This is a genomic window from Microbispora sp. H10949, from assembly GCF_014161435.1.
GTDB lineage: Bacteria > Actinomycetota > Actinomycetes > Streptosporangiales > Streptosporangiaceae > Microbispora > Microbispora triticiradicis.
Genome location: NZ_JABBWZ010000001.1, coordinates 344,635 through 371,575 on the forward strand (window position 1 = coordinate 344,635; position 26,941 = coordinate 371,575).

General features: G+C 71.4%; 24 protein-coding genes and 1 riboswitch. Of the genes, 14 read left to right on the top strand and 10 right to left on the bottom strand.

From position 1 onward, the window contains the following. Positions 1-3: 3 nt before the first annotated feature. Positions 4-771 (bottom strand): metallophosphoesterase family protein, encoded by a 768-nt coding sequence (locus tag HHX40_RS01555; protein WP_117409203.1) that lies wholly within the window; start codon positions 769-771, stop codon positions 4-6. Positions 772-1,063: 292 nt separating this feature from the next. Between HHX40_RS01555 and HHX40_RS01560 the strand changes: the two genes are divergently transcribed. The 3 genes from HHX40_RS01560 (at position 1,064) to HHX40_RS01570 (ending at position 5,806) form a co-directional block, all read left to right on the top strand. Next, positions 1,064-2,854: an AMP-dependent synthetase/ligase gene (locus tag HHX40_RS01560; RefSeq protein ID WP_182879127.1), complete on the top strand. Its 1,791-nt coding sequence runs from the start codon at positions 1,064-1,066 to the stop codon at positions 2,852-2,854. 414 nt (positions 2,855-3,268) lie between these two features. Then, positions 3,269-4,168 (top strand): manganese catalase family protein, encoded by a 900-nt coding sequence (locus HHX40_RS01565; protein ID WP_117409201.1) that lies wholly within the window; start codon positions 3,269-3,271, stop codon positions 4,166-4,168. 246 nt (positions 4,169-4,414) lie between these two features. Beyond that, positions 4,415-5,806: an Nramp family divalent metal transporter gene (locus HHX40_RS01570; RefSeq protein WP_259403198.1), complete on the top strand. Its 1,392-nt coding sequence runs from the start codon at positions 4,415-4,417 to the stop codon at positions 5,804-5,806. 169 nt (positions 5,807-5,975) lie between these two features. On the opposite strand, the gene HHX40_RS01575 is transcribed toward HHX40_RS01570, so the two are convergent. The 5 genes from HHX40_RS01575 to HHX40_RS01595 all read right to left on the bottom strand — a co-directional run bounded on the left by HHX40_RS01575 (position 5,976) and on the right by HHX40_RS01595 (position 11,811). Continuing rightward, on the bottom strand, positions 5,976-7,085 hold the full coding sequence (locus HHX40_RS01575) for a glycosyltransferase family 4 protein (RefSeq protein ID WP_182879128.1): 1,110 nt from the start codon (positions 7,083-7,085) through the stop codon (positions 5,976-5,978). A 123-nt stretch (positions 7,086-7,208) separates the two neighbouring features. Beyond that, positions 7,209-8,246 (bottom strand): hypothetical protein, encoded by a 1,038-nt coding sequence (locus HHX40_RS01580; RefSeq protein WP_182879129.1) that lies wholly within the window; start codon positions 8,244-8,246, stop codon positions 7,209-7,211. A 77-nt stretch (positions 8,247-8,323) separates the two neighbouring features. Continuing rightward, complete coding sequence (locus HHX40_RS01585; RefSeq protein ID WP_182879130.1) at positions 8,324-8,863, bottom strand: C40 family peptidase; 540 nt, start codon at positions 8,861-8,863, stop codon at positions 8,324-8,326. A gap of 70 nt (positions 8,864-8,933) precedes the next feature. Further along, a riboswitch (cyclic di-AMP (ydaO/yuaA leader) is annotated at positions 8,934-9,094 on the bottom strand. 305 nt (positions 9,095-9,399) lie between these two features. Further along, complete coding sequence (locus HHX40_RS01590) at positions 9,400-10,359, bottom strand: C40 family peptidase (RefSeq protein ID WP_182879131.1); 960 nt, start codon at positions 10,357-10,359, stop codon at positions 9,400-9,402. 135 nt (positions 10,360-10,494) lie between these two features. Further along, on the bottom strand, positions 10,495-11,811 hold the full coding sequence (locus tag HHX40_RS01595; RefSeq protein ID WP_182879132.1) for an NYN domain-containing protein: 1,317 nt from the start codon (positions 11,809-11,811) through the stop codon (positions 10,495-10,497). 297 nt (positions 11,812-12,108) lie between these two features. Here HHX40_RS01595 and HHX40_RS01600 point away from each other — a divergent pair, with 297 nt between their 5' ends. The 6 genes from HHX40_RS01600 (at position 12,109) to HHX40_RS01625 (ending at position 19,387) form a co-directional block, all read left to right on the top strand. Continuing rightward, positions 12,109-12,693, top strand: coding sequence for a GNAT family N-acetyltransferase (locus tag HHX40_RS01600; protein ID WP_182879133.1), 585 nt, complete (start codon positions 12,109-12,111; stop codon positions 12,691-12,693). A 244-nt stretch (positions 12,694-12,937) separates the two neighbouring features. Continuing rightward, positions 12,938-14,572, top strand: a complete 1,635-nt coding sequence (locus tag HHX40_RS01605; RefSeq protein ID WP_182879134.1) for a cellulose binding domain-containing protein — start codon at positions 12,938-12,940, stop codon at positions 14,570-14,572. Positions 14,573-14,707: 135 nt separating this feature from the next. After that, a complete protein-coding gene (locus HHX40_RS01610; RefSeq protein ID WP_182879135.1) occupies positions 14,708-16,429 on the top strand; it encodes a DEDD exonuclease domain-containing protein in 1,722 nt (573 codons plus the stop codon). 255 nt (positions 16,430-16,684) lie between these two features. Continuing rightward, complete coding sequence (locus HHX40_RS01615; protein ID WP_182879136.1) at positions 16,685-17,044, top strand: effector-associated constant component EACC1; 360 nt, start codon at positions 16,685-16,687, stop codon at positions 17,042-17,044. Between the two features lie 43 nt (positions 17,045-17,087). Beyond that, positions 17,088-18,953, top strand: coding sequence for a caspase family protein (locus HHX40_RS01620; RefSeq protein ID WP_182879137.1), 1,866 nt, complete (start codon positions 17,088-17,090; stop codon positions 18,951-18,953). Between the two features lie 38 nt (positions 18,954-18,991). Continuing rightward, complete coding sequence (locus HHX40_RS01625; protein WP_182879138.1) at positions 18,992-19,387, top strand: hypothetical protein; 396 nt, start codon at positions 18,992-18,994, stop codon at positions 19,385-19,387. A gap of 34 nt (positions 19,388-19,421) precedes the next feature. On the opposite strand, the gene HHX40_RS01630 is transcribed toward HHX40_RS01625, so the two are convergent. Continuing rightward, positions 19,422-19,616, bottom strand: coding sequence for a helix-hairpin-helix domain-containing protein (locus HHX40_RS01630; RefSeq protein ID WP_182879139.1), 195 nt, complete (start codon positions 19,614-19,616; stop codon positions 19,422-19,424). A gap of 135 nt (positions 19,617-19,751) precedes the next feature. Between HHX40_RS01630 and HHX40_RS01635 the strand changes: the two genes are divergently transcribed. Beyond that, positions 19,752-20,039, top strand: coding sequence for an Lrp/AsnC family transcriptional regulator (locus tag HHX40_RS01635; RefSeq protein ID WP_117409190.1), 288 nt, complete (start codon positions 19,752-19,754; stop codon positions 20,037-20,039). Between the two features lie 36 nt (positions 20,040-20,075). Here the strand turns inward: HHX40_RS01635 and HHX40_RS01640 are convergent, their stop codons facing one another. The 3 genes from HHX40_RS01640 to HHX40_RS01650 all read right to left on the bottom strand — a co-directional run bounded on the left by HHX40_RS01640 (position 20,076) and on the right by HHX40_RS01650 (position 22,567). Further along, a complete protein-coding gene (locus HHX40_RS01640; RefSeq protein ID WP_182879140.1) occupies positions 20,076-20,864 on the bottom strand; it encodes a sensor histidine kinase in 789 nt (262 codons plus the stop codon). 190 nt (positions 20,865-21,054) lie between these two features. Beyond that, entirely contained in the window at positions 21,055-22,107 is a 1,053-nt protein-coding gene (gene trpD / locus HHX40_RS01645; protein ID WP_182879141.1) for an anthranilate phosphoribosyltransferase, read from the bottom strand. Between the two features lie 64 nt (positions 22,108-22,171). After that, on the bottom strand, positions 22,172-22,567 hold the full coding sequence (locus HHX40_RS01650) for a response regulator transcription factor (RefSeq protein WP_117409187.1): 396 nt from the start codon (positions 22,565-22,567) through the stop codon (positions 22,172-22,174). Positions 22,568-22,729: 162 nt separating this feature from the next. On the opposite strand from HHX40_RS01650, the gene HHX40_RS01655 reads away from it, so the two are divergent. The 4 genes from HHX40_RS01655 to HHX40_RS01670 are packed head-to-tail and all read left to right on the top strand — an operon-like array spanning position 22,730 to position 26,881. Then, complete coding sequence (locus tag HHX40_RS01655; protein WP_117409186.1) at positions 22,730-23,347, top strand: cytochrome c oxidase subunit 3; 618 nt, start codon at positions 22,730-22,732, stop codon at positions 23,345-23,347. 17 nt (positions 23,348-23,364) lie between these two features. After that, complete coding sequence (locus tag HHX40_RS01660) at positions 23,365-24,177, top strand: c-type cytochrome (protein ID WP_117409185.1); 813 nt, start codon at positions 23,365-23,367, stop codon at positions 24,175-24,177. After that, positions 24,174-25,250: a ubiquinol-cytochrome c reductase iron-sulfur subunit gene (locus HHX40_RS01665; protein WP_117409184.1), complete on the top strand. Its 1,077-nt coding sequence runs from the start codon at positions 24,174-24,176 to the stop codon at positions 25,248-25,250. The genes HHX40_RS01660 and HHX40_RS01665 overlap by 4 nt, the downstream gene beginning before the upstream one ends. Continuing rightward, entirely contained in the window at positions 25,250-26,881 is a 1,632-nt protein-coding gene (locus HHX40_RS01670; RefSeq protein ID WP_182879142.1) for a cytochrome b, read from the top strand. The genes HHX40_RS01665 and HHX40_RS01670 overlap by 1 nt, the downstream gene beginning before the upstream one ends. Positions 26,882-26,941: the final 60 nt, after the last annotated feature.

Below are 26,941 nucleotides of genomic sequence, written 5' to 3' on the forward strand. Positions count from 1 at the left end.
ACTTCACCATTCCAAGGCGAAAGGCGTGCCACGGCCGCGGAAATGGCCGACGTTGACGCACTCCGTACGGCCGACCCGGGCCCGCCCGGCGAGCGGCTGGTGCACGTGACCGAACAGCGCGAACCGCGGCTGCGTCCTCCTGATCGCCTCCAGCGTGGCCTCGCTCCCCCGTTCGAACCGCCGGGCGACCACGTCGTAGAGCAGTTCGGGGATGGCCGGCGGGATGTGGCAGCACAGCACGTCCACCTCGCCGACGGCCTCCACCTTGCGCGCGAACTCCTCGTCGTCGATCTCGTTCGGCGTGCGGTACCGCGTGCGCAGGCCGCCGCCGACGAACCCGAACCGCAGCCCGCCGATCTCCACGACCTCCCCGTCCAGGACCCGCTGCCCAGGGCGCAGGTGGTCGGCCCCCAGGCGCGGCAGGTCCACGTTGCCGTACGTGAGGTAGGCCGGTGTCGGCATGGCCGAGAAGATCTGCTCGTACTGGCGGCGGGCCGCCGTCTCGATGTGCTCCCGGGGGTCGCCGCCGAGGGCCGCCCACAGCCCCGCCGACATCGCCCGCGCCTCGTCGAAGCGCCCCGCCGTGCGCAGCCCGACGTACTCGGTCGCCTTCTCCGCGCCGAACAGTTCGGGGAAGATGCCCTGGGAGTGGTCGGCGTAGTCGACGAAGAGGAGCAGGTCGCCGAGGCAGACGAGCGCGTCGGCCCCGTCGCCCGCGCGGGCGAGCGCGTCGGCCCGGCCGTGGACGTCGCTGACGACGTGGATTCGCATGACGAGATGATAACGGCGGCTTTACCGGGCGCCGCCGGGGTCACGGAAAGGTGTCCGGCCCGCCGCGCCGGGGACACTGCCAGAGACCCTGATAGCGTCGTTTTCGATCCGGATGTCGTTCCGCATCACACCGGACGGCACCCGGACGACGCCCCGGATAACGCCTGGGTGACGGATCTACCCCTGCGTAACTTCGGACGGTAGCGTCCACTGAGACCCAAAGAGTGATGGTCCGCACGCGGTCCCGGCGCTGTCCGGCGGAGGCCGCGGGGCCGTGCGCGAAGGAGTGACCGTGCGCGAGTTCAGCGTTCCCGTGCTGGTGGACGTGCCTCCGTCCGCGAACTGCACCGACGTGGTTTTCCAGCGCGGCGTGGACGAGCCGGACGCCGTCGTGATCCGCCGCAAGGACGACGGGGCGGCGGCGGACGCGCCGTGGACGCCGGTGACCGCCGCGCAGTTCAGGAACCAGGTCGCGGCCGTCGCGAAGGGCCTGATCGCCTCCGGGATCGAGCCCGGCGACCGCGTCGCGCTGATGTCGCGCACCCGCTACGAGTGGACGGTCGCCGACTACGCGATCTGGGCGGCCGGCGCGGTCGGGGTGCCCGTCTACGAGACCTCCTCCGCCGACCAGGTGAAGTGGATCCTGACCGACAGCGGGGCCAAGGCCGCGATCGTGGAGACGGCCGCGCACGAGGAGACCGTACGCGAGGCCGTGCCCGCGCTGCCGTCGCTGTGGCGGATCGACGGCGGCGCGTTCGCCGAACTGGAGCGCCTCGGGGCCGAGGTGGGCGACGACGCGCTGGCCGAGCGCAGGGCGAGCCGGGGCGGCCGCGACCTCGCCACGATCATCTACACCTCCGGCACGACCGGCATGCCCAAGGGCTGCCGCCTCACCCACGACAACCTGCTCTTCACCGCCCGCAACGTCTCGCGGGGGCCGCTGGAGGCGCTGTTCGACGTGCGGGGACGGGCGGCCCTGCTGTTCCTGCCGCTGGCGCACAGCTTCGCCCGGCTGATCGAGATCGTCCTGATCGAGACCGGCACCGTGCTCGCGCACAGCCCGAACATGAAGAACGTCGCCCCCGACCTGCGGGAGTTCAAGCCGACGTTCCTGCTCGGCGTGCCCCGGGTGTTCGAGAAGGTCTACAACGCCGCCGAGCAGAAGGCCACGAACGAGGGCAAGGGCAAGATCTTCCACGCCGCCGTACGGGCCGCCGTGGAGTGGAGCAAGGCGGAAAGCTCCGGCGGGGCCGGTCTCGGCGTGCGGCTGAAGCACGCGGTCTTCGACCGGCTCGTGTACGGCAAGCTGCGGGCGGCGACGGGCGGCGCGCTGACGGCGGCGGTCTCCGGGGGTTCGGCCCTCGGCGAGCGGCTCGGCCACTTCTTCCGCGGCGTGGGCATCGAGGTCTTCGAGGGCTGGGGGCTCACCGAGACCAGCGCGCCGTCGACGGTCAACATCCCGGGCGCCAACAAGATCGGCACGGTCGGCAAGCCGTTCCCCGGGGTGAGCATCCGCATCGCCGACGACGGCGAGGTCCTGGTGAAGGGCCGCCACGTCTTCGACGGCTACTGGAACAACGAGCGCGCCACCAAGGAGACCATCGACCCCGAGGGCTGGTTCCACACCGGGGACATCGGCAGCCTCGACGACGACGGCTACCTGCGCATCACCGGGCGCAAGAAGGAGATCCTGGTCACGGCGGGCGGCAAGAACGTGGCGCCGGCGCCGCTGGAGGACGCCATCCGGGCGCACCGCCTGGTCAGCCAGGTCATGGTGGTCGGCGACGACAAGCCGTTCGTCGGGGCGCTGGTGACGCTCGACCCCGAGGCCCTGGAGCAGTGGAAGCAGGCCAACGGGAAGAGCGAGGTCCCGACGACCGACCCGGAGATCCTCGCCGAGGTGCAGCAGGCCGTGGACGGCGCCAACCGGATGGTTTCCAAGGCCGAGCAGATCAAGAAGTTCGTGATCCTCGACACCGACCTCACCGAGGAGAGCGGCCACCTGACCCCCTCGCTGAAGGTCAAGCGCAACCTCGTCATGCGCGACTTCGCCAAGCAGATCGACGAACTCTACGCCCACTGACAGGCGCCAGTGACAGGCGCCACCGACAGGCGCCACTGACAGGGGCGCCCGCACCACCTTGCCCCGGCGGATGCCTCCTCCTCGGCCCGCCGGGGCGTGTCCGCGCCCTGAGCCGCCGGGTCCGCCTCCGTGTGCCCTGGGGCGGCGCCGCACGCCTGCGGTCCCCCGAAGCCGGCGTGCCCGTGAAGCCGCTGAAAGCCGGTGTGAGCCGGTGTGAGTAGGCAATAGGTGGCACCTGCCCAACCATTGGTCCTTCGTTAGGTGTCGCTCCTGCTGTCCCGTTGCGGCCCGTGTTGGGATTTATGCGTGACCCCCCGGCCCATCGCACCAACAACCCACCGCACCAGCGGGGTCGCGCGCCCTCAACCCATGTAAGGCCTGCGGCTCCCTGCAAATTCCGACGCGAGGAGTCATATGTTCCGGCACACCCGGCACCTCCAGTTCGAGGCCAAGCCCGAAAAGCCCGACCCGGTGTACGCGCGCAAGCTCCAGGAACTGATCGGGGGCGCGTTCGGCGAGATGACGGTCACGATGCAGTACCTGTTCCAGGGCTGGAACTGCCGGATGCCCGGCAAGTACAAGGACCTGATCATGGACATCGCGACCGAGGAGATCGGGCACGTCGAGATGCTCGCCACGATGGTCGCGCGCCTGCTGGAAGGCGCGCCCGCGACGGCGGTCACGAAGATGGCGACCGCCGACCCGGTGGTCGGCGCGGTACTGGGCGGGATGGACCCCCAGCAGGCCATCGTGGCCGGCGGCGGGCCGCTGCCCGCCGACGCCAACGGGTATCCCTGGAACGGCCGCTACATCGTGGCGAGCGGCAACCTGCTGGCCGACTTCCGGGCCAACGTCGCGGCCGAGGCGCACGGCCGGCTGCAGACCGCCCGGCTCTACCACATGACCGACGACCCCGGCGTCAAGGACATGCTGAAGTTCAACCTCGCCCGCGACACCCTGCACCAGAACCTGTGGCTGAAGGCCATCGAGGAACTCCAGTCGGACGGCCTGGAGGACGTCGTCGTGCCCGACGACCTGTTCGACGAGGAGCACGCCGAGCACGCGGAGACGATCTGGGACCTCTCCGACGGCATCGAGGCGCAGGCGGGCGGCTGGGCGAGCGGGCCGCAGCCCGACGGCCGCCACCAGTTCTCCTATCTCCTCAACCCCGAACCGCTCGGCGGGCTCGCCCAGGCCCCGCCGCCCGACCCGAAGCTGTACGACACCTACGACGGCAGCATGGGCGAACCCCAGGGTCCCGCCCTCGGCACCGAGGTCGGCCCCATGGGCAAGCTCAAGGACAAGCTCACCTGAAGCCCCGGGCCGCTCCCGCCCGGCCTCCCGGCGGACCCGCCCGCACCCGCGATCGGTGGCGGGCGGCAGCGCGGACATCGTCCGCGTCGCGCGGGACTGCCAAAGCCGGGCGGCACCGGCCTCCGCCTCCTCGCCCGAACCGCCTCCGCCGGTCCCGGCGCGACGCCGGGACAGGTGAGGCGTCGCCACCGTCCAGACCTCTCCTCAGCGAGGCTTCCCTTGCCCGACCACCGCCGTAGCACGCCCATGCCCGCTCCCGCTCCCGCGTCGATGCCCGGGTCCGGGTCAGGGTCCGTACAGACCGTCTCCGCTGGCACGGCGGCGGAACAGCCGCCGTCGCCGGGACGCCTGGCGCGGCTGGCCGGTCTGTGCGGTCCCGCGTTCGTCGTCGCCGTGGCGTACGTCGACCCCGGCAACTTCGCGACCAACATGTCCGGCGGGGCGCGCTACGGGACCATGCTGCTCTGGGTGATCGCCGTCGCGAACGTGCTGGCCATGTTCGTGCAGGCGCTGTCGGCCAAGCTCGGCATCGCCACCGGCCGCAACCTTCCCGAACTGTGCCGCGACCACCTGCCGCGGCCGGTGAGCCTGCTGCTGTGGGCGCAGGCCGAGATGGTCGCGGTCGCCACCGACCTGGCCGAGTTCATCGGCGGGGCGGTCGCGCTGAACCTGCTGTTCGGCGTGCCGCTGCTGCCCGCCGCCGCGATCACCGCGCTGGTCTCCTCGCTGCTGCTCCTGATGGCGCCGCGCGGACGCCGCCGGTTCGAGGTGACCGTGGCGGTGATGCTCGCCGTGGTGCTGGCCGGTTTCGCCTACCAGGTGATGCTGTCGGGGTCCCTCGCGGGCGTGGCGGGCGGCTTCGTGCCCCGCCTCGCCGGGCCGGACAGCCTGCTGCTGGCGACCGGGATCGTCGGAGCGACCGTCATGCCGCACGTCGTCTACCTGCACTCCGCGCTGACCCAGCACCAGGGAAGAGCTCTCACACAGCACCACGGGGCCGTCACACGACACCACGCGGCCGTCACTCAGCACCATGAGGCTCTCACCGAGCGGCCCCGAGCCCTCGCCCGGAACCGCGGTGCCTGGGACCCGCGCCGGGCGGCCCTCCAGGCCAGCCGCGTCGACATCGCCGTCGCGCTCGGCACGGCGGGGCTGGTGAACATGGCGATGCTCACCGTCGCCGCCGCGACCTTCGACGGGAGCGATCTCGCGGGGCTGGAGGCCGTCCACGCCGGGCTCGGCGAGACCCTCGGCCCCGGGGCGGCCGTCGCTTTCGCGCTCGCCCTGCTCGCCTCCGGCCTGGCCTCCTCCAGCGTCGGCACGTACGCCGGACAGGTGATCATGGCGGGCTTCCTGCGCCGCCGCGTGCCGCTTCTGGCGCGCCGACTGGTCACGGTCCTTCCGGCCATGGCGATCCTGGCCGCGGGGATGGACCCCACCCGTGCGCTCGTCCTGAGTCAGGTCGCGCTGTCGTTCGGCATCCCGTTCGCCCTGGTCCCGCTCGTCGTGTTCACCGCCCGCCGCGCCCTCATGGGCGATCTGGTCAACCGCCGGGCGACCACCGCCGCCGGTGTCGCCGTCGCCGCCGTGATCAGCGCGCTGAACGGGCTCCTGCTGGTGGAGGTCTTCACCGGCTGAGGGCTCTCCGCTGGGCAGCCCCGGTCGCAGGCCGCGCTCACCGGCCGCGAACACGAACCACCGACACGAACCACCGACACGAACCACGGACACGAGCACGGACCCGCCCACCCTCACCGGCCGCGGGCGGCCGTCGCGGCGGCTCTCACACCGGCTCTCAAGGGGCCTGTCACAGCAGCGCGGCGAACCGGGCCGCGACGCGTTCCCAGCCCCACTCCTCCTCGATCCAGGCCCGGCCCCGCTCGCCCATCGCGCGGGCGCGGGCCGGGTCGGCCAGCAGGTCGCACAGCGCGCCGGCCACCGCCGTGTGCGACCTTCCGTCGACCACCAGGCCGGTCTCGCCGTGCAGTACGGCGTCGGGTGCGCCTCCCGAGGAACCGGCGACCACCGGCAGCCCGGTGGCCGACGCCTCCAGGTAGACGATGCCGAGCCCTTCGGCGTCGAGCCCTCCGAACCTGCTGCGGCACGGCATGGCGAACACGTCTCCCGCGTCGTAGTGGGCCGGGAGATCGGCCCACGGGACCGACCCGGTGATCACCACCGACCCGCGCGGCCCGGCGCCGGCGACCGCCCGCTCCAGCGACCGCCGCGAGGGCCCCCCGCCGACCAGCAGCAGCACCGCTCCGGGCACCCGCCGCAGGACGTGCGGCCAGGCTCGCAGCAGGACGTCCTGCCCCTTGCGGGGCACCAGCCGGGAGACGCAGACGACCACCGGCCGGTCTCCCAGGCCGAGCGCCGCCCGGACGCGCTCTCCGCCCGCGCCGGGACGGAAGGCGCCGGTGTCCACGCCCGGAGCGAGCCGTACGAGCCGGGGCGCCGGGATCACCGGGGCGAGCAGGCCGCGCGTGTACTCGCCGAGGTAGGTCACGACGTCGGCGCCCGTCCCGATCCGGCGCAGCACGCCGCGGGCGCCGGGCAGCCGCGCCCAGGACGCCTCGTGCCCGTGCGTCAGCATGACGATCCGCGCCGCGCCGGCGGCACGCAGGGCGGGAGCGAGCAGGCCGAGCGGCGCGGCGGCGCCGAAGACGACGGTGGCGCCGTCCTCGACCAGCGCCGCCGCCCTGCCCGCCACCGCGCGCGTCGGCAGCATGAGGGTCGAGGGATGACGGACCACCTCGTACGGCTGGCGGGCGTCGAACTCCTCGCACCCCTTCCACCGCGGCGCGTACACGACGACCGAGCCGGGCGGCCTGCGGGAGGCGAGGCCGTGCACGAACGCCTGGATGCCTCCCGGTCTGGGCGGGAAGTCGTTCGTGACGATCAACGTCCTGTTCGCCATCCTCACCCCCGGTATCGGCGCGGCGGGCGGTCCACGGCCACGCGGCCCGCCCGAGATCGCATTCTCGCAGGCCCCTCCCGCCGCTCGCCCGCCCCGGAACCAGGACCGGAATCAGGGCCGTGATCAGGACCGGGCCAGCTCGGCCCGTACGGAGGACCGCCAGAGGCGGGTCAGCTCGGCGGTGGTCAGCCCGAGGACGTTCCGCAGCGCGGCGTCGGCGTCCTCGCGCAGCGCGGCACGGTAGAGGGCGACCAGCCTCCGCTCGCCGAAGCGGGCGGCGATGTAACGGCAGGCCAGCCAGGCCTCCTCGTACGCCTGGGCGGGCCTGGCGGCGAAGTCCGCGGGTTCCGGCAGGCGGGCCAGGGGCGTCCCGGCCGCCGCGCCGGCCCCGGTACCGGCCTCGGCGCCGGGCGCAGTACCGGCCTCGGTGCCGGCCTGTGGGGCGCCTTCCGCTCCGGCTCCGCCGCCGGCCCGCGGGTCCGCGGCCAGCTCCGCGGCGAGTTCGGCCGCGACCACATGAACGGGCAGGCCGCTGTCGAGGTAGCCCACGTAGTCGGCGAAGCCCTCCAGGAGCCACATCGGCACCGTGCGGGGCCCGGAGGCCGCGACGTGCGTGAGCTCGTGGGTCACGACGACCTGGCGGCCGATCGCGGACAGGCGGGCGAACGCGGCGGGCTGCACGATCACCCGGTCGCCGGTCGCGACGGCCGCCAGACCGCCGACCACCGCGGGGGCGGCCAGGACGGCCGCCTGCTCCTCCGTGCGGGGCACGAGGATCACCGCGCCGCCGTGCTCTCCCCAGACCCTCGTGACCGTGCGGTCGGCCCGGCCGGCCAGCCGGGCGACCTCGGCGACCAGCCTTCGCGGCGCGCCGACGACGACGGCGCGCTCGCCGCGGGCGACGGAGGCCCCCGTCCACATGCCGGGCTGCTCGCGCACGGCGACGCGGGCCTGGGACAGCAGGGGCGACAGGGGGTCGGGCGGTGCGGCGGCGGCCGTACCGGCCAGCAGCGCGGCCAGCACGACGGCCACGGACGCCGACCGTCCGCCGCGCGTCCTCACCAGGCCCTCGGCGCTCGCGAGGGCCTGCCGTACGGGATGGGCGGGCGCGGCGCCGGCGGGACCGAGGCCATGGGGAGCATCGTAACGAGGGAACGCCACGGCTCCGCCCACCTGTGAAGGGGAACGGAGCCGTGGAGCGGTGCCGGCGACGACGGGCTCGGCACCGGGGGGACGGATCAGGCGCCGGGGCGTACGGCGCCCACGAAGGTCGCCCTGCGGTAGGAGTCGAGCCTGTCGATCCTGACCCGCGTGCCGCTGTGCGGGGCGTGGATCATCCTGCCGTGCCCGACGTACATGCCGACGTGGCCGCCGCCGCTGGTGAAGATGAGGTCGCCGGGCTTGAAGTGGCCCCAGGACACCTTCTTCCGTACGGCGCTGCGGATGGACCACGTCGTGCGCGGCAGCCGTACGCCGGCCTTGCGCCAGGCGTAGGTGACCAGGCCCGAGCAGTCGAACGAGCCGGGACCGCTGGCCCCGTAGCGGTAGGGGTCGCCGATGTGCTTCCTCGCGGTCCTGACCGCTCGCTGCGCCTTGGCCAGCTGGAGCGCGGCCCGGCTGAGCTTCTTCCGCTTGACGGCCGCCTTCTTCGTGGCCTTCTTGGCCGCCGCGGTGGTGGCGGCCCTCGTGTTCGTCTCCGTGGTCACCTTGATGACCGTGACCGTCACCGGGTCTGCCGACGCCGGCTGCGCACCGGCGACTCCCACGGATGCCGTCAAAGCGGCACCCCCAAGGGCAATTCGGGCAAGGCGGGACAGGCTAGCGGGGGTGGTAGACAGGATCTCTCCTTGGATCTTCCGCGTACGCCTACCGGGTTAGCTGACGGGTTCGGGCGGGGAAGTCGCCCTACGGCGCGTGGACGCGCCGATTCACCCCGGACCTTCGCGAGGAAGGTCGATGGTTCCCCGGCTCCGTGCCTCCTGACTGCACGGACTCGGCAGGTCGTCGGCGCCCGAAATCCCCTGGGGGAGCAAGTAGACGGACGGCGCCGGCGACGGTGGATGACGCGGGCCCGGCCGGCCGGACCGGGCTCGCCGCGGCGAGGCGTGCTCACCGCGGCCCAGAAGCTACCCAGATCAGGCGGCTCCCGGCAAAGCCATCCCGGCGCATAAAGATCGGATAACGACGGCCGCGCGCGAGAAACCGCAGCTTACCCACGTCACAGAAGACCAAGTGTGACTCTGCTCACATCAGCCATCGCAATGTCCAAATAAGGCACTTAGCTCACAGCCGGAACAAAGATCACATCGCGGGCTCAGGGGCGGACGGCGCCGATCGCGTGGTAGTCCGCCAGTGTGACAATCTTCACAACGTCGCCGGTCTGCGGAGCGTGGACGACCTTGCCGTCCCCCGCGTACAGGCCCACGTGGCCGAAGCCCGCGTGGAAGAGCAGATCGCCCGCCTGGAGCGCGTCGAGCGACACGCGGCGGCTCGCGCCCCACGCCCACTGCTCGTAGCTCGTACGCGGCAGGCTGACCCCTCCCGCCGCCCAGGAGGCCTGGACGAGGCCGGAGCAGTCCCAGGAGTCCGGCCCGCTCCCCCCGTAGCGGTACGGCTTGCCGACCTGCTTGTAGGCGAACTGGAGCGCCGACAGGGCGTTACCCGACGCCGGGCCCTTGTAGGCGACGCCCGCGCTGTTGGGGTTGCCGGGGTTGTAGGTGCCGAGCGAGCGGAGCAGCTTCATCTGCTCGTTGACGAGCTTGTCGACCTTCTTCTTCTCGTCGGCGAGCTCGTCCCTGACCTTGGTGGCCTCGGCGTAGACGGTCTTCGTCTCGTTCCGCCGGTCCTTCAGGCCCTGGATCGCGCCCTCGTACTGCTGGAGCCGCCCGATGCGCTCGGCGGAGATGTGGTTGTACGTGGCGAGACCGCTGAGCATGGTGTCGGGATCGGGGTTGTAGAAGACGCCCCACGTCCCGATGCCGCCCACCTGGTAGCTGCTGACCGCCATCGTCACCAGCCCCGAGCGCAGCGCCTCGACCCGCGCGTTCTGCTTCTTGTAGTCGTCGTTCAGCGCCAGGTACTTCTTCCTGGCCGACTTCCACTTCTCACTGGCCGCGTTGTAGCGGTCCACGAGTTTGTCCGCCTGCGCGTTCAGCCGGTTCAGCTTCGCCTTGGCCTGGGCAAGGGTGGGCTTTGGATCGGCCTGCGCGCCCGTCAGCGGCGTCAGCAGGACCACGGCGGCCAAAACGGCGGCCACCGGCACACGCCCTTGCACTCGGGCCCCCTCGGGATCAACGAAACCTGCGGCGCGACTCTATCTAGGCGATCTTGACGCTTCAACCTATTCGCAGCTATTCGCGGCAGTCATCACTCACCGGATCGGCTCTCGTACGGAGCGTGCCGGCCGGGATCAGCCGCGGCCGAGACGCCGCAGCAGCAGGAGCGAGGGCACCGGCCGGGCGCCCATGCGGCGCACGGACTCGGCCACCTCGCGGTCGGAGGAGACGACGGCGATGCCGCGCCCCGGCGGCTCGGCGCGCACGAGCGTGCGGATCAGGTCGTCGGCGATCTCGCCGGGCGCGCTGAACATCACCCGCACCCCGCGCGGCGCGGAGACCTGCACGGGCCCGTTCAGCTCGGCGCCGTCGAAGACGCACGTCACTTCCACGCGCGCCTGCACGGCGAGGCCGCCCAGCCCGGTGAGCAGGCGGGCGCGCTGGTCGGCGAGGGTCAGCGACGGATAGCCGGTCTTGGTCACGTTGTAGCCGTCGACGATCAGGTGCAGGTTGGGGAGGGCGAGGAGCTGGTCGAGGAGCTGGGGGTCGTCGTTCGCCAGCGCCCGCGCGGGCACCGCCGTCACGCCGGGCTCGCCCGGCACGATCGCGCTCACGTAGTCGGCCGGTCTGTTGATGGTGGTCGGCAGGCCGAGCTCCTTGCGCAGCCCCGCGGCAGCGTCCTGCAGGGCGTCCAGCAGCACCCGTACGCGGGCGTCCTCCATGCTGCGGCCCTCGCGGGCGGCGCGGCGGTTGGCCTCAAGCTGGCGCTCGGTGTCCGCCAGGCGCTCCCTGAGCCTGCGCAGCTCGGTCTCCGCCGCGCCGTTGGCGCTCGCCGACCTGGCTCGCGCCTCGGCCGTCTCGGCCTCCAGCTCGGCCGCCCTGGCCTCGGCCGCCTTGACCCGCTCACGCGCGTCGTGCAGCTTGCGTCTCAGGTCGGAGTTCTCCGCGCGGGCCGCCTTGAGCTGCTCGCGAACCCGGTCGATCTCCTCCTTGGCGGACGCGCGCTGCGCCGCGAGCTGCTCGCGCAGCCGCGTCTCCGCCTGCTCCCGCTGCGTGCCCGCCGCGGCCGACTGCTCCAGGTCGGCCCGCGCCTGCTCGACCAGGTCCGGCCAGCCGGGCGGCCGGGTCAGATAGGCCGCCGCCGCGACCAGCACCGGCTCGGCCGCCGGCGGCACCGTCCCCTCGGCGAGACTCGCCACCAGCTCGGGCCAGGCCGCCTCCAGCGCCTCGGCGACCTGCTCGCGGAACTCCTTGTCGTTCTCCAGCTGGGCCGCGATCGGCGCGCTGCCCAGGCGGGCGCGCTTGCGCGGGTCGAACCTGGCGATGCCGCGCAGCGGCGGCGGCACGGACGCGGCGGGCATCGTGCCCAGCACCTGCGCCGCGACCTCCACCACGTGTAAGCGGACCTGCTCCGGCAACGGACGAGACAGGCCTTCTCCGGCTGAACTCATCTCGTCGCTCCTCGGCCGTGTCCTGCAGACCTGTCGCCGGCCGGGATCGCCCGGCGGCGCCTCGCGGTGCTGTCGCCCCCGGTGTGAGAATCCGGGACCGGGCTCCACGAGGCGAGGCCTCGCGGCGCGCCGGTCCGGCGCCCCTCACGCGGCAAGATCTGCGAGACAGTCCTCTGTTCTTGTCCTTCTTCAAGGGTACGGCCGTCGCACCGTGTCCATGTCCTGTTCATGATCTGTCACCGGGCCGGGCGGCGGTCCGCTGGCGCGTGCCGCGGTCCGGTCCGTACGCTCGTCGGCGTGTTCACCCCGCCTTACCCGATCATCACCCCCCGGCTGGTCCTGCGTCCCTTCACGGAGGCGGACCTCGACGACCTGCACGCCTTCCACTCGCTTCCCGAGGTCACGCGTTACCTCTACTGGGACGCCCGTACGCGGGAGGAGACGAAGGCGGCGCTCGACCGGAAGATCGCCTGCGGGAGTCTCGGCGCGGACGGCGACGCGCTCAGCGTGGCCGTCGCGCTGAGCGGCGGAGGGCCGGTGATCGGGGACCTCACGTTGTTCCTGCGCAGCCGGGAGCACCGCCAGGGCGAGATCGGCTTCGTCTTCAACCCGGCCTGCCAGGGCCGGGGCCTCGCGACGGAGGCGGCCCGGGAGATTCTCCGCATCGGGTTCGAGGGCCTCGGGCTGCACCGGATCCACGGCAACTGCGACGCGCGCAACACCTCGTCCGCCCGGTTGATGGAACGGCTCGGCATGCGCCTGGAGGCCCGTCTGGTTGAGAACGAGTTCTTCGCCGGCGCGTGGAGCGACGAACTGATCTACGGGATGCTGGCGCGCGAGTGGCGGGCGTCCCCCGCCGCCTCCCCCGGGCCCGGAGCCTGACGCGCGCCCGCCCGCCTTCGGCCCCTGGCGGGCGGGAAATGAAAGAACGGGCCGCTCGTTTCAGGCGTTCCCACAGCACACTGCGCGGAATAAGTTTGACGCGTTGACTAACCCCCTGGTGAAACTTACGGTACGGGCACTTCGAACGCGGCTCCGCGGCGGCGGGGGGCCGACCGGCCGTCGCCGGTCGGGGCGGGCACCTCCCGGGCCTCGGCACGGCGTCACACGTCACTGAGGAGATTCGATGCGCCCCACCATCCCCCGGGCCCGTGTGGCTCGCCTGGCCGCCGGGGCGGCGGCGGTCACCTTCGCCGCGGCGGCGCTGGTCGCCACGGCGCCCGCCCAGGCCGCGACCGGTTGCGCCGTGACCTACACCGCCGGCGAGTGGTGGCACGGGTTCAGCGCGAGCATCACGATCCAGAACTCGGGCAGCGCGATCAACGGCTGGACCCTCGGGTTCGCCTTCCTCGACCCCGGCCAGAAGGTCGACGTCGGCTGGTCGGCCACCTACAGCCAGAGCGGGCAGAACGTCACCGCCACGAACGTGGACTACAACGCCGCCATCGCCACCGGTGACTCGGTGCTGATCGGCTTCAACGGCACCTGGTCCGGCGCCAACCCCAACCCGACCTCGTTCACCCTGAACGGCGTCACCTGCACCACCATCAAGGTCAGCCCGAGCGCGACCCCCACGCGCACCCCCCAGGCCACCCCTACATGGACGCCGTCGTCGACCCCGACGTCGACACCCACCTCGACCCCCACGTCGACTCCGACGTCCACGCCCACGTCCACGCCCACGGGGCCGTCCGGCTCCGCGCTGTACGTGTCGCCGAGCGGCTCCGCCGGCGCGTCCGGGACGATCTCGGACCCGACGACGCTCGCTTCGGCGATCACCCGCGTCGCCGCCGGCGGGACGATCTACCTGCGCGGCGGGACGTACAACCTCTCGCAGACGGTCACCATCGCGGCGGGGAACAACGGCACGTCGAGCGCCCGCAAGAAGCTGTCCGCCTACCCCGGCGAGACCCCGGTGCTGAACTTCTCGGCGCAGAGCCAGTCCTCGTCGAACCGGGGACTCGCCCTGAACGGGTCGTACTGGCACGTCTACGGGATCGTCGTCCAGCGCGCCGGTGACAACGGGATCTACGTCGGCGGCAGCAACAACATCATCGAGCGCACGGTGACGCGGTTCAACCGGGACACCGGGCTGCAACTCGGCCGGATCGCCTCCGACACCCCCCGCGCCCAGTGGCCGTCCAACAACCTCGTCGTGAGCTCGGAGTCGCACGACAACGCCGACTCCGACGGCGAGGACGCCGACGGCTTCGCCGCGAAGCTCACCGTCGGCAACGGCAACGTCTTCCGCTACGACGTCTCCCACAACAACATCGACGACGGCTGGGACCTCTACACCAAGACGGACACCGGAGCCATCGGGCCGGTCACCATCGAGGACTCGCTGGCCTACAACAACGGCACCCTCACCGACGGCAGCCAGGCCGGCAACGGCGACCGCAACGGCTACAAGCTCGGCGGCGAGGACATCGGGGTCAACCACGTCATCCGCCGCAACATCGCCTATCACAACGGCCACCACGGGTTCACCTACAACCGCAACCCCGGCACGATGACGATCTCGGACAACGTCGGCGTCGACAACGCCGAACGCAACTACTCCTTCGACGCGGGCACCTCGGTGTTCCGCAACAACACCTCGTGCCGCAGCGGCAGCGGATCGAACGACAAGATCGTCGGCAACTCCGACAGCTCGAACCAGTTCTGGTCCGGCTCGAACGGGTCCCGCTGCTCCTCCTACCGGGGCGCCCCGCGCTGGTCCTTCGCCTCCGACGGCCGCCTCGTCGTGACCTTCGGCTAGCCCCCTCCCGGGGCGGTCCGGCCAGTTCCCTCCCGGGCGGTCCGGCCAGGTGGACCGGACGGCCGGACCGCCCCGAGGCCCGCTCCCGCACCGCCCGGGAGGGCAAATGTCGGTCGGAATCTTTATGGTCTTTGCGTGGACGCGGTACAGGGCACGCTGGACGAGCTCGGCACTCCCCTGCGGGAGGTGACGTTCGTCGTCTTCGACCTGGAGACCACCGGCGGATCGGCCGCGGAGCACGCCATCACGGAGATCGGGGCGGTGAAGGTCCGCGGCGGCGAGGTGATCGGCGAGTTCGCCACGCTGGTCGACCCCGGCGGCCCGATCCCGCCGTTCATCTCCGTGCTCACCGGCATCACCGACGCGATGGTCATGGCCGCGCCGAAGTTTCCCGAGGTGCTGCCGAGCTTCCTGGAGTTCATCGCGGGGGCGGCGCTGGTGGCGCACAACGCGCCGTTCGACATGTCGTTCCTTAAGGCGGCCTGCCAGGCGGGCGGCTACCCGCCCCCGGTCAACCCCGTCGTGGACACGGCCGACCTCGCGCGCCGGGTGCTCACCCGCGACGAGACCCCCAACTGCAAGCTCGCCACCCTCGCGCGCGTCTTCCGCAGCTCCACCGAGCCCTGCCACCGGGCGCTGGCCGACGCCAAGGCCACGGTCGACGTGCTGCACGGCCTCATCGCCCGGGTCGGCTCGCTCGGCGTGCACACACTGGAGGAGCTGCGCGGCTTCGTGCGCGCCCCCACGCAGGAGCAGCAGCGCAAGCGGCACCTCGCCGACGGCGTGCCCGGTGCGCCGGGCGTGTACGTCTTCGAGGACGCCAGGGGCGAGGCGCTGTACATCGGCAAGAGCTCCAACCTGCGCAACCGGGTGCGCAGCTACTTCACCGCGAGCGAGACGCGGTCGCGCATCCGCGAGATGGTCGGCATCGCCGAGCGGGTCAGGACCATCGTCTGCGCGACCGCCCTGGAGGCGGAGATCCGGGAGTTGCGGATGATCGGGGCGACCAAGCCCCGCTACAACAGGAGGTCCCGCTTCCCGGAGCGGGTGGTCTGGCTGAAGCTGACGAACGAGCCGTTCCCGCGGCTCAGCGTCGTCCGGGAGGTGCGCGACGACGGGGCGGCCTACCTCGGGCCGTTCGGCAGCAGCCGCACGGCCGACGACGCGCGCACGGCCATGCACGAGGCGCTGCCGCTGCGCCAGTGCACCGAACGGCTGTCGGCCCGGGTGCGGCGGCCGGCCTGCGCGCTCGCGGAGATCGGCCGCTGCGGCGCGCCCTGCGAGGGACGGGAGAGCGAGGAGACCTACTCCCGGCACGCCGGCCGCGCCAGGCACGCCATGGAGCAGGACGCCGAGGTCGTCTTCTCCGCGATGGAGGCGCGCATGCGGCGCCTGGCGGCCGAGCAGCGGTACGAGGAGGCGGCCGTCGACCGCGACCGGCTCGCGGCCTACGTCCGGGCCGCGGCGCGCATGCAGCGCCTGCGCTCACTGACCGGCATCTCCCAGATGGTCGCGGCCAGCCCCGCCTTCGGCGGAGGTTGGGACATCCACGTCATCCGGTACGGCAGGCTCGCCGCGGCCGGCGTCATGCCGCGGGGCGCCCACCCCACGCCGTACGTGGACGCGCTGGTCGCCACGGCCGAGACGGTGACACCGGGCCCCGGCCCGACCCCCGCCGCCAGCGCCGAGGAGACCGAGTGCGTGCTGAGGTGGCTCGACTCCCCCGGGGTGCGCCTGGTCCAGGTCGACGGCGTCTGGAGCCTCCCGGCGTACGGCGCGGGGCGGCTGGTCGGCCGCATCGAGCGCGCCTACCTGCACCTGCGCGGCGACCGCCGCGAAGGCCGCCCGCTCCGGTGACCCCCGCCCCGCCCGCGTACACCGGTCCCGCCGTCGGCGCCGACCGGCACGCGATGCGGCCGAGCGCTCACCAATCGGTTCGAAAAGCGATCAATTCCTGGTTCACCGCGATATCTGGTGATGCATCAATCTCGACGACGGGGATTTCCGGAGAGCAGACGCGGGGTCATTTCTTCTGTTTTACTCGTCGGGCGACAGCCACGCATGGAGAGGCCGTGTGAGCGGGGTGTGAGATGAAAAGGGGGGTCCCCGGCTATGGCGAATTTCCTCATTCGGGTCGAAGCCGACACCGGCGCGGAGACCAGGGCCCTGTACCGGGCCCTCAGGCATGACCCCGACCTGAGCCGGCTGGCGAAGCTGTCGGCCTGCGAAGGCGATCCTCCGGCGGCTGACGAGCTCGGACCCGGTCTCGACGCGATCCTGGCGGTCGTCGACGGCGCCGGTGCGCTCGGCGCGTTACTCGTCTCGATCGCCGCCTGGAGGGACGGCCGGTCGACGAAGTGGACGGTCTCCGTCGAGAGAGAGGGAGTGCGCATCGAGCTGCAGGGCAGTTCGAGGGAAGAGCTGGAACGGGTCGTACGCGCGCTCGAGGGGCCCCGAGGTGGCGATACCTGATCCCGCCCAGTCCCGTCTGATTCTCATTGGATTCTCCTCATTCGTGGACTTCGCGCGGATTCCCGCCGCACCCACCAATTTACGGCGACTGAGGACCATTTTCTGCGATGAGATGATTTGGGGAATCCCAGACCGCAATGTCGCGGTCCTGGATGGAAAGCGCGGATTGAGCCGCAACGCCGTACTCAGCCAGATCCACGAGGTGGCGGGCCAGGCCACCGACACCCTGGTCGTCTACTACGTCGGACACGGCTTTCTGGACGAGGACGACAACGACAGTCTGCTGCTCGCCCTACCGGGAACGAAAAGACGGGAACACTTCACTGCGCTCCCGTACGAGGAGGTCCGCCGTGCGGTGCGCAGCGCCGGCTCGCGGCGCAAGATCGTCATCCTGGACTGCTGCTACTCCGGCCGCGCGCACTCGAACGCCTATCTCGACGGTTCGGAGGAGGACCGGGAACTCGCGCATCAGGCTCCCATCGAAGGCGCCTGCGTGCTCACGGCGACCTCCGACTACGCCAGGGCCCGGGCGAATCCCGGGGACCGCCACACGGCGTTCAGCGGAGCCCTGATCTCGGCTCTGGAGAACGGGATTCCCGGAGCGGGGCCGTACCTCGACGTGCGTTCGGTCTTCGCGACCGTCCGGCGAGAGATGCGCAGCCGCGGCCTGCCGCAGCCGCACCTCAGCACCCGGGACGACGGCGGCGCACTCGTTCTGGGGCGGAACCGCGCGTACCGGGGTTCCGTGGAGACGCCGCCGAAGGGTGCCGAGGTCCCGCCGTCGAGGGCGGAACCGGGATTCCGTCGATCCCGCCCGCGCTTCACGCGACGTGCGGCCGTCGTCACCGCCGCTCTCGTCGTCGTCTTGGCCGTCACCTTCCTCCCGGCGATGACGGCTCGCCTCTCGACCACCGGCGCGTGTCCGGCCGATGAACGGGGAGGATCCGAGGTCTCGCGGACCGGACGGCCGGGCAGAGCCACCCGGTTCCCCGACTCCCGCATCAGTCTGCTCCACGACCTCACGGGGCCGACGACGGTGATCGGGTTCGAACCTCCGAAAGGGGACCACCCGAATCCGAGGACATATCTGTGGCAGCCCGATCGCCGGTGCTTCGCGACTCCCGTGGGCTTCGGGAGCGACTACCTGGACGTCGCGGTCTCCCCCGACGGCAGGTGGATCGCGGGCGTCGACATGCGCACGGTGCCCGGCGCCGACGTGGTCGTCATGGATCGAGCAGGCGCGAAGAGAAAGGTCATCGACGTACCGGGCACCGTATTCGCCACAAACCTGCAATGGAACAGGACGAGCACGACATTGCTCTTCACGGAGGCTCCGGTCGACGCGAGAGGTAAGTACAACTATCCGCGCGGGGCGGACGCCGTGATGGTCAGCCTGCCCGCCATGAAGCCCACGGTTCTCGCTCTGGGCTCCACCGCTCCCTACCAGTGGGGACCAGACGGCAGCGTAGCCGGTAACTTCGGGCAGGAAGAACCGCTCGACGTCCGGTTCTTCAGCGTCAAGGGCCGGAAGGAACGGGCGTTCGAACGGGTCGGACTGCTCGGGCAGTACGGAATGGGAGCATTCTCGCCATCGGAAGAACGAATGGTGACCCACTGTCCCCGAGGGCGCGATGACGACCAGGTGTGTGTCTGGGGCTCGCGGCAGGGAGAACTCCTCGGGGCGTATCCCGCGAACCGCCTCTACGCTGATCGGCCGTACGGCAATGTCGGCTGGTACGACGAGAAATCCTTGCTCATGACCGCCTGGGACGCGAAGACGAAATGGTGGGCGGCGGCCACCCTGGACATCGCCAGCCCGGAGCCGGGCACAGTGGCGGGCCGCACGACCCTGCTCGGCCGGTTACCCGACGAGGAGGGCCACATCATCTTCGGATTCGCACCGGCCTGACCCACACCTCAGATCGATCACGACGAAAGGTGATCCCTGTGCCCCTGGTCGCCCGTAGTGACTGCGAGGTGAGCGTCTACGACGGCACGTTCTTCGTCGTGGATGTGTCGCTCTCCCCCGGCCCGTGTGAGTCGCCCGAAAGCGGTTGGCTCACGCTCTCGGCGGAGGACGACCTCGTGAGCCTCTCGCTTGAGGTGTGGGACGAAGAACCGGAGTGCCTGCGCGAGGTGTGGACGGCCACCTCCTGCGTCTTGCGGGTCCCAACAGGAGAGATCTGCGCGATGGAGCTGTACACGGATGTCCAGGACGGTTTCCTGCGCCTCGGCGGGCCGGGGAGGTCCTGGAACGTACGGGTGGACACATGGGCGGACGACGAGGCGGATCCGCGGGAGCGGTTCCTGGGCCGGTTGTGGCCGCGGGAGGCTCCGGCCTGACGCCGGGGACGGGGTGCTGCTGCTCCAGCGACGACTAGCCCAGGCTCAGGTCGTGCTGCTCGAGCGCACTCTGGACGATGTCGAGCGCTTTCGGCCCCACGCCGTGCAGCTTGGCCAGCTCGGCACGCGGCACCCCTGCAAGGTCACGCAGGGCCGTGTAACCGGCGTTGCCCAGGGCCCGCGTCGCCGGCGCACCGATCTTCGGCAGGGTGTCGAGAGAGGAGTCCACGCTCTTCATGATGCCGCGTCCGGCGCACGCCGCGGCCAGGGCGACATCGGAGCACCGGCCGGAAATAGAGGGCGCCGACGAGGGCACTAGTGTCGGGTGCGACAGCGAAGCCCCGACACAGCAGGAGAGGCCCGAATGGTCACCGCGATCGTCCACATCAAGGCGGATGTCGACCGGATTCCCGAGGTCGCCGAGGCCATCGCCGAGGTCGAGGGCGTCAGCGAGGTGTATTCGATCACCGGCGAGTTCGACCTGCTGGCGATGGTCAGGGTCGCCAGGTACGACGAGGTGGCCGAGGTCGTGCCGGGCCGCATCAACAAGGTGACCGGCGTGCGGCACACCGAGACCCACATCGCCTTCCGGACCTACTCCCGCCACGACCTGGAGGCCGCCTTCTCGATCGGCCTCAGCGACGCCGACTGATCCGGCCGGCCGACCCGCCCGGGCCGCCCACGCGCCTCAGGCGGGGCGCAGGAGGCGGACGCGGACCTCGAAGCCGCCAGGCAGCGGGTGCTCGGCCACCGAGCCGCCGAACAGCGCGGCCCGCTCCCAGGTGCCGACGAGGCTGTCGCGGGGCAGCCCGTCGTCGTGGACGACGACCTCCAGGATGGCGGGCAGCCACCGCAGCGTGACCGTCGCCGTGCGGGCCGTGCCGTACCACAGGGCGTTGCCCAGCGCCTCCTCCACGATGCGGTACGCCGACAGCTCCAGCGTCGGCCCGCCGCCTCGCGTGCCGTTCTCCGTGAGGGAGACGGCGAGCCCGCTCGCCCGGAAGTCGTCCAGCAGGCCCGGCAGCTCGCCCAGCCCCGGCTGGGGCCCTCGTGACAGCCCGTCCATGCGGAGCAGGCCGATCATCCGCCGCAGATCGGAGAGGACCCGGCGGCCGGACTCCTCGGCGTCGCGGAACGTCTGCCGCGCCCGTTCCGGGTCCTTGTCCATGATCACCCGGCCGGCGCCCACCCCGAGGGTCATCACGCTCAGGTCGTGCGCCACCAGGTCATGCAGTTCCGAGGCGATGCGCAGCCGCTCCCAGGCCGCGGCGTCATCCGGGCGGGGGTGGTCCTCCCCCGTGGCGGGGGCCGCGCTCTCCGCGCTCGTCTCCCGCCCCCGTCTCCCGGCCGTCCCGGGGACGTGACCTGCGCCGCCGGGCCGGAGACCGGCGGAGCGTACGGGCACGAGAGAGGCCATTCTGCCGTGGGTGAGGGTGGCCCAGCGGCGGAGGGCTCGGGCAACGAACAGGCGCATCATGCCCGAACGGTACGGCTCAGGCGGAACCCGGCACGTCCCCATACAGGCGGACGCGTGGTCCCTCCAGCGGCGGAGACGACAGGAACCGGTCAGCCCCCGGCACGGAAGCGATCAGTCGATCACCCGGGACGGCGGCCGGAACCGGGCGGCAGGTCGGGCGGCCGGCGGCCCGGAAGCCGGGTCGGCCGGGTCAGGCGCCGGAGGAGCGGAGCGCGCTGCTCAGCTCCACCCACCGCTCCAGGGTCTGCGCCGCCCTGCCCGAGTCGACCGCCTCCCCCGCCCGGGCGTACGCCGCGCGCAGATCGGCGACGAGGTCGTCGCCGGGGCCGTCGTAGGCGACCAGGCCGGCCGCCGCGTTGAGCAGCACGGCGTCCCGTACGGGCCCGGTCTTGCCGCGCAGCAGGTCGTGCACCGCCGCCGCGTTGAAATCCACGTCGCCGCCGCGCAGGTCGCCCGGCTCGGAGCGGGGGATGCCGAGGTCGGCCGGGTCGAAGACGGTCTGGGTCGCGGTGCCCTCCCGGACGACGAAGACCGTCGACGGCGCGGCCGTCGACAGTTCGTCGAGACCGTCGTCGCCCCGGAACACGAGCGCCGACACACCACGCTCGGCGAACACCCCGGCCATGACCGGCAGCATCCGGGCGTCGAAGACGCCGATCGCCTGGGCGGCGGGGCGCGCCGGGTTCGCCAGCGGCCCGACGAAGTTGAAGACCGTCGGCACGCCGATCTCCTTGCGCGGCGGGCCGGTGAAGCGCAGCGCGGAGTGGTAGAGGGGCGCGAAGCAGAAGGCGATGCCTGCCTCCACCGCCACCCTGGCGGTGGTCTCCGGCGCGAGGTCGAGCGCGACGCCCAGGCGTTCCAGCACGTCGGCCGCCCCGCACAGCGAGGAGGCGGCGCGGTTGCCGTGCTTGACGACCCTCGCCCCGGCGGCGGCCGCGACGATCGCCGCCATCGTCGAGACGTTCACCGTGTGCGCCCGATCGCCGCCGGTGCCGACGATGTCGAGCACCGGGCCCTCGACCGTGAGCGGGGTGGCCAGCTCGAACATGGTGCGGACGAGGCCGGTCACCTCGGCGACCGTCTCGCCCTTCGCCCGGAGCGCGACGGCGAAGGCGGCGATCTGCGCCGGGGTCGCCGCCCCCGACATGATCTCCCCCATGACCCAGGCCGTCTCGTCGGCCGTCAGGTTCTCACCTGCGAGCAGGGCGTGCAGCGTCGAGGGCCAAGTGGTGCGCGTGTCCATCGTGGGCTCCGCGATATGTCGGTGTCAGGTCGGAGAAGGTGCGGGGTGGAACTCCGGGCAGGACTCAGTGCGCCCGGGTGACGCTCAGGCGGCGCCGCATGAGGTCGGCGACGGCCTCCGCGAGCACGACGGGGTCGAGCGGGTGCGCGACCACCGCGTCGGCGCGGGACCAGTTGGCCAGCCAGCGGTCGTCCCTGCGGGCGATGAGCAGCAGGATCGGCGGGCAGTCGTGCACCTCGTCCTTGGCCTGGCGGCTGACTCCCATGCCGCCGGCCGGCACCGCCTCGCCGTCGAGCACGGCCACGTCGATCTCGCCGGAGTCGAGGTGCCTGAGCACGGCCGGCTGGGTCGCGCACTCGACGATCTCGACGAGGGGCACGTCAGCGGCCGGGCGCCGCCCGATGGCCAGCCGCACCTTCTCCCGGGTGCCTGCGTCGTCGCTGTAGACGAGAACCCTCATTACACGCTCACTGTCGAATCGCGGGGTATGGTCATCGTGATGCTACCGGCGCGGCTGCCAGGCTCGCAGCCCCGGGGCTCCTGCCATGACATGCCCGTTCCGATGGCGCGGACGGACCCTAGCGGGGGGTCGTGGGGCGACCCGACCTGGGGAGCCGCAATAATGCTGGGCGTGGCGACAGCATCCGCAATTACTACGACGACGAGACCGCACGGGTCCAACCGGCCGAACCTGGTCCAGGTTGGCACCATCGTGTGGTTGTCCTCTGAGCTCATGTTCTTCGCGGCGCTGTTCGCGATGTACTTCACCATCCGGTCGGTCAGCCTCGGACAGGGCACGCACTGGCCCGAGGCGCACCTCGAAGTCCCGTTCGCGACCTTCAACACGACCGTTCTGGTCCTGTCGAGTGTCACGTGCCAGCTGGGCGTGTGGGCTGTGGAAAGAGGCCAGGTCAAGAAGCTGCGTTTCTGGTATGTCGTAAGCTTCTTGATGGGCGCCTTCTTCGTGGGCGGTCAGCTTTACGAGTACGGGAACCTGGCGCGCGAGGGTCACGTCCTCTCGCACTCCCCGTACGACTCGGTGTTCTTCCTGACCACGGGCTTCCACGGTCTGCACGTGACGGGTGGTCTGATCGCGTTCCTGTTCATCCTGGGACGCACGTACGCCGCGAAGCGCTTGACGTATGAGCAGCAGACCAGCGCGATCGTCGTGTCCTACTACTGGCACTTCGTCGACGTGGTCTGGATCGGCCTTTTCGCGACCATCTACATCATCAAATGATCGGAACGGGGATTTCGGTGAACTCCATCACCGCCCGACGGCGCCATCCCCTCGCGCGAGTCGCCGTCGTGGCACTCGCGCTGGGCCTGCTCGGCGGCGGGTACGCGCTCGCCGCGCCGAACGGCAGCACCGCCGACGCCGCGATCGCGTCCGGCAAGGCCGACGACGCGGCGGAGGGCAAGAGCCTCTTCGTCGCGCACTGCGCGAGCTGTCACGGCCTGAACGCCGAGGGCACCAACAAGGCCCCGACGCTCATCGGCGTCGGCGCGGCCGCCGTGGACTTCCAGGTGAGCAGCGGCCGCATGCCGGCCGCCGACGCGGGCCCCCAGGCCCCGCGCAAGCCCAGGCCCGACTGGGCCACCGACCAGGCGATCGACCAGCTCTCGGCGTACGTCCAGTCCCTGGGCGGCGGCCCGACGCGGCCGACCGAGGAGCAGGTGAACCCCGCGCTGGGCGACCCCGCCAAGGGCGGTGAGCTGTTCCGGGCCAACTGCATCCAGTGCCACAACTTCGTCGGCGCGGGCGGCGCGCTCACCTACGGCAAGTACGCGCCGCCGCTGAACCCGGCGACGCCGACGCAGATCTACGAGGCGATGGTCACCGGCCCGCAGGCGATGCCGGTGTTCAACGACTCCACGATCACGCCGGAGCAGAAGCGTGACATGATCGCCTACATCACCCACGTCAGGTCGCAGGTCGACCCGGGCGGGTCGGGCCTGGGCCGCATCGGCCCCGTCACCGAGGGCCTCGTGGCGTGGGTCGTGGGTCTCAGCCTCCTGATCCTGGCCTCCATCTGGATCACCGCGAAGAAGCGACGGGCGCAGGCATGACAGAGCAGAACGAGTATCCCGAGAGCGGCCGGGTGCCGACGCGCGTCATCGGCACGCCGCCCGCCGACGCGCCCATCGAGGAGCACGACCCGATCCACGAGCCCGCGGGCGTCGAAGGCGTGATCCCGCAGGACCCGGTCAAGGTCCGCAAGGCGGAGCGCATGGTCGCGTTCCTCTTCCTGATCACCTTCCTGGCCGGCGCGGCCTTCATCGCCGCGTACGTGATCTTCCAGGTCGGCACGATCGACAAGACGGCCACGTCGAACTACGCGCTCGGCGGCACCCTGGCGCTGGCCCTGCTCTCGCTGGGCGCGGGCGTCACGGTGTGGGTGCGGCAGATCATGCCGAAGTACAACCTGGTCCAGGAGCGCCACCTGATGGCCTCCGACTCGGACACGCGCGAGTACGTCAAGGAGACCTTCCTCCAGGGCGCGGACGAGAGCGGCTTCGTCAAGCACAGGCTGCTGCGCCGCACGCTGCTGCTGGCCGCGGCCCCGCTCGGCCTCGCCCCGCTGGTGCTGCTGAAGGACCTCGGCCCGCTGCCGGGGACCTCGCTGCGGCACACCGTCTGGGGAGAGGCCATGAAGAACGGCAAGCCGCGCCGGCTCGTCGTCGAGGGCACCGGCCAGCCGATCCGCGCCGCCGACTTCAACTCGCCGGGCGGCATCCTCTCCGTGGTCCCCGAGGGCTACGAGGAGGACCTGAACGCGCTGGCCAAGGCGACGCTGATCCTGCTCAAGTTCCGCCCGGAGGAGATCAAGTCCGGCACGAACAAGAACTGGACCGTCGACGGCATCGTCGCCTACTCCAAGATCTGCACCCACGTGGGCTGCCCCGCCGCGCTGTACGAGCAGACGACGCACCACATCCTCTGCCCGTGCCACCAGTCGACCTTCGACGCGGCCGACGGTGCGAAGGTCATCTTCGGTCCCGCGGCCCGGCCGCTGCCGCAGCTGCCCCTCGGCATCGACGAGGAGGGGTACCTCGTCGCGAAGTCCGACTTCAAGGTCCCCGTCGGCCCCAGCTTCTGGGAGCGCGGCGACGCCGAAGCTGAAGTAAGAGAGAAGGCGTGATGAACGCTCCTCCGAAGGCCATCACGGGCCCGTCGACGTTCCTCGACGACCGGCTGGGCGCGGGGAACTTCCTCAAGCGCAACCTGCGCAAGGTCTTCCCCGACCACTGGTCGTTCCTTCTGGGGGAGATCGCGCTCTACTCGTTCGTCATCCTGCTGCTGACCGGCACGTTCCTGACGTTCTGGTTCAAGCCGAGCATGGGCGAGGTCAACTACCTGGGGAACTACGCCCCGCTGTACGACGTCCGCATGTCGGAGGCGTACGCCTCGTCCCTGCACATCAGCTTCGACATCCGCGGCGGCCTGCTGGTCCGGCAGATGCACCACTGGGCGGCGCTGCTGTTCGTCGCCGGCATGACGGCGCACGCGCTGCGCATCTTCTTCACCGGCGCCTACCGCAAGCCGCGTGAGCTCAACTGGCTCATCGGCGTCGGCCTGCTCACGCTGGCGCTGCTGGAGGGCCTCACCGGCTACTCCCTCCCCGACGACCTGCTCTCCGGCGCGGGTCTGCGGATCACCCAGGGCGTCGCGCAGTCGATCCCGATCGTCGGCACCTACATCTCGTTCTTCCTGTTCGGCGGGGAGTACCCGGGCCACGACGTCATCCCGCGGTTCTACACGATCCACATCCTGCTGATCCCGGGCATCCTGCTCGCGCTGATCTCGGCCCACATGATCCTGATGTGGGTGCAGAAGCACACGCAGATGCCGGGCAAGGCGCGGACCGAGAAGAACGTGGTGGGCGCGCCGTTCTACCCGGCCTTCATGGCCAAGTCGGGCGCGTTCTTCCTGTTCACGTTCGGGGTCATCGCCCTCCTCGGCACGTTCGCCCAGATCAACCCGATCTGGCTGTTCGGGCCGTACAACCCGGCGAACATCTCGGCCGGCTCCCAGCCCGACTGGTACATGGGCTTCCTGGAGGGCGCGCTCCGTCTCATGCCGGCGTGGGAGATCAACTTCCTCGACCACACCGTGACGTTCAGCGTGCTGATCCCGGCTCTGGTGCCGATGGGCATCATCATGACGGGCCTGGCGCTGTATCCGTTCCTGGAACAGTGGGTCACGGGCGACCGGCGCGAGCACCACGTGTGCGACCGGCCGCGCAACAACCCGCACCGCACCTCGATCGGCATCTCGGCCATCACGTTCTACGGAATCCTGTGGCTGCTCGGCGCCAACGACGAGATCTCGGCGAACTTCCACATCGACCTCTACACGACCACCTGGTTCGGACGGTTCGCCGTCTTCATCGGCCCGGCGATCGCGTACTGGATCACCTACCGGACCTGCATCGGCCTCCAGCGCAAGGACGCCGAGGTGCTGTCGCACGGCGTCGAGTCCGGGGTCATCAAGCGGATGCCGAACGGCCAGTACATCGAGGTCCACACGCCGCCGGCGGAGGACATCGCCGAGCACATCCGCGGCAAGAAGGAGATCCCGGTCCTGACGGGCTCGGCGGACGGCGACGGCATCCCGCCCAAGGGCGCCCGCAGCGCGATCGGCCGGCTCCGGACCAGGATGAGCGAGGCGTACGGCACCGACCACGTCCCGCTGACCGACGGCCACCACAACGGCCACCACGAGGAGGAGCCCGCCGCCGTCGGCGCCGGCGAGCGCAAGGAACTCCACTGACGCACAACCCGACCGGTGCAAACTGACCGGCACACAGCGGCCCGGCAGGGGGAACCACTC

Coding starts and splice junctions, on each gene's coding strand:
- HHX40_RS01635 (WP_117409190.1), top strand. CDS start 19,752: ATGGTCACCGCGATCGTCCACATCAAGGCGGATGTCGACCGGATTCCC.
- HHX40_RS01595 (WP_182879132.1), bottom strand. CDS start 11,811: ATGAGTTCAGCCGGAGAAGGCCTGTCTCGTCCGTTGCCGGAGCAGGTC.
- HHX40_RS01555 (WP_117409203.1), bottom strand. CDS start 771: ATGCGAATCCACGTCGTCAGCGACGTCCACGGCCGGGCCGACGCGCTC.
- HHX40_RS01565 (WP_117409201.1), top strand. CDS start 3,269: ATGTTCCGGCACACCCGGCACCTCCAGTTCGAGGCCAAGCCCGAAAAG.
- HHX40_RS01640 (WP_182879140.1), bottom strand. CDS start 20,864: ATGATGCGCCTGTTCGTTGCCCGAGCCCTCCGCCGCTGGGCCACCCTC.
- HHX40_RS01665 (WP_117409184.1), top strand. CDS start 24,174: ATGACAGAGCAGAACGAGTATCCCGAGAGCGGCCGGGTGCCGACGCGC.
- HHX40_RS01670 (WP_182879142.1), top strand. CDS start 25,250: ATGAACGCTCCTCCGAAGGCCATCACGGGCCCGTCGACGTTCCTCGAC.
- trpD (WP_182879141.1), bottom strand. CDS start 22,107: ATGGACACGCGCACCACTTGGCCCTCGACGCTGCACGCCCTGCTCGCA.
- HHX40_RS01615 (WP_182879136.1), top strand. CDS start 16,685: ATGGCGAATTTCCTCATTCGGGTCGAAGCCGACACCGGCGCGGAGACC.
- HHX40_RS01655 (WP_117409186.1), top strand. CDS start 22,730: ATGCTGGGCGTGGCGACAGCATCCGCAATTACTACGACGACGAGACCG.
- HHX40_RS01575 (WP_182879128.1), bottom strand. CDS start 7,085: ATGGCGAACAGGACGTTGATCGTCACGAACGACTTCCCGCCCAGACCG.
- HHX40_RS01650 (WP_117409187.1), bottom strand. CDS start 22,567: ATGAGGGTTCTCGTCTACAGCGACGACGCAGGCACCCGGGAGAAGGTG.
- HHX40_RS01605 (WP_182879134.1), top strand. CDS start 12,938: ATGCGCCCCACCATCCCCCGGGCCCGTGTGGCTCGCCTGGCCGCCGGG.
- HHX40_RS01570 (WP_259403198.1), top strand. CDS start 4,415: ATGCCCGCTCCCGCTCCCGCGTCGATGCCCGGGTCCGGGTCAGGGTCC.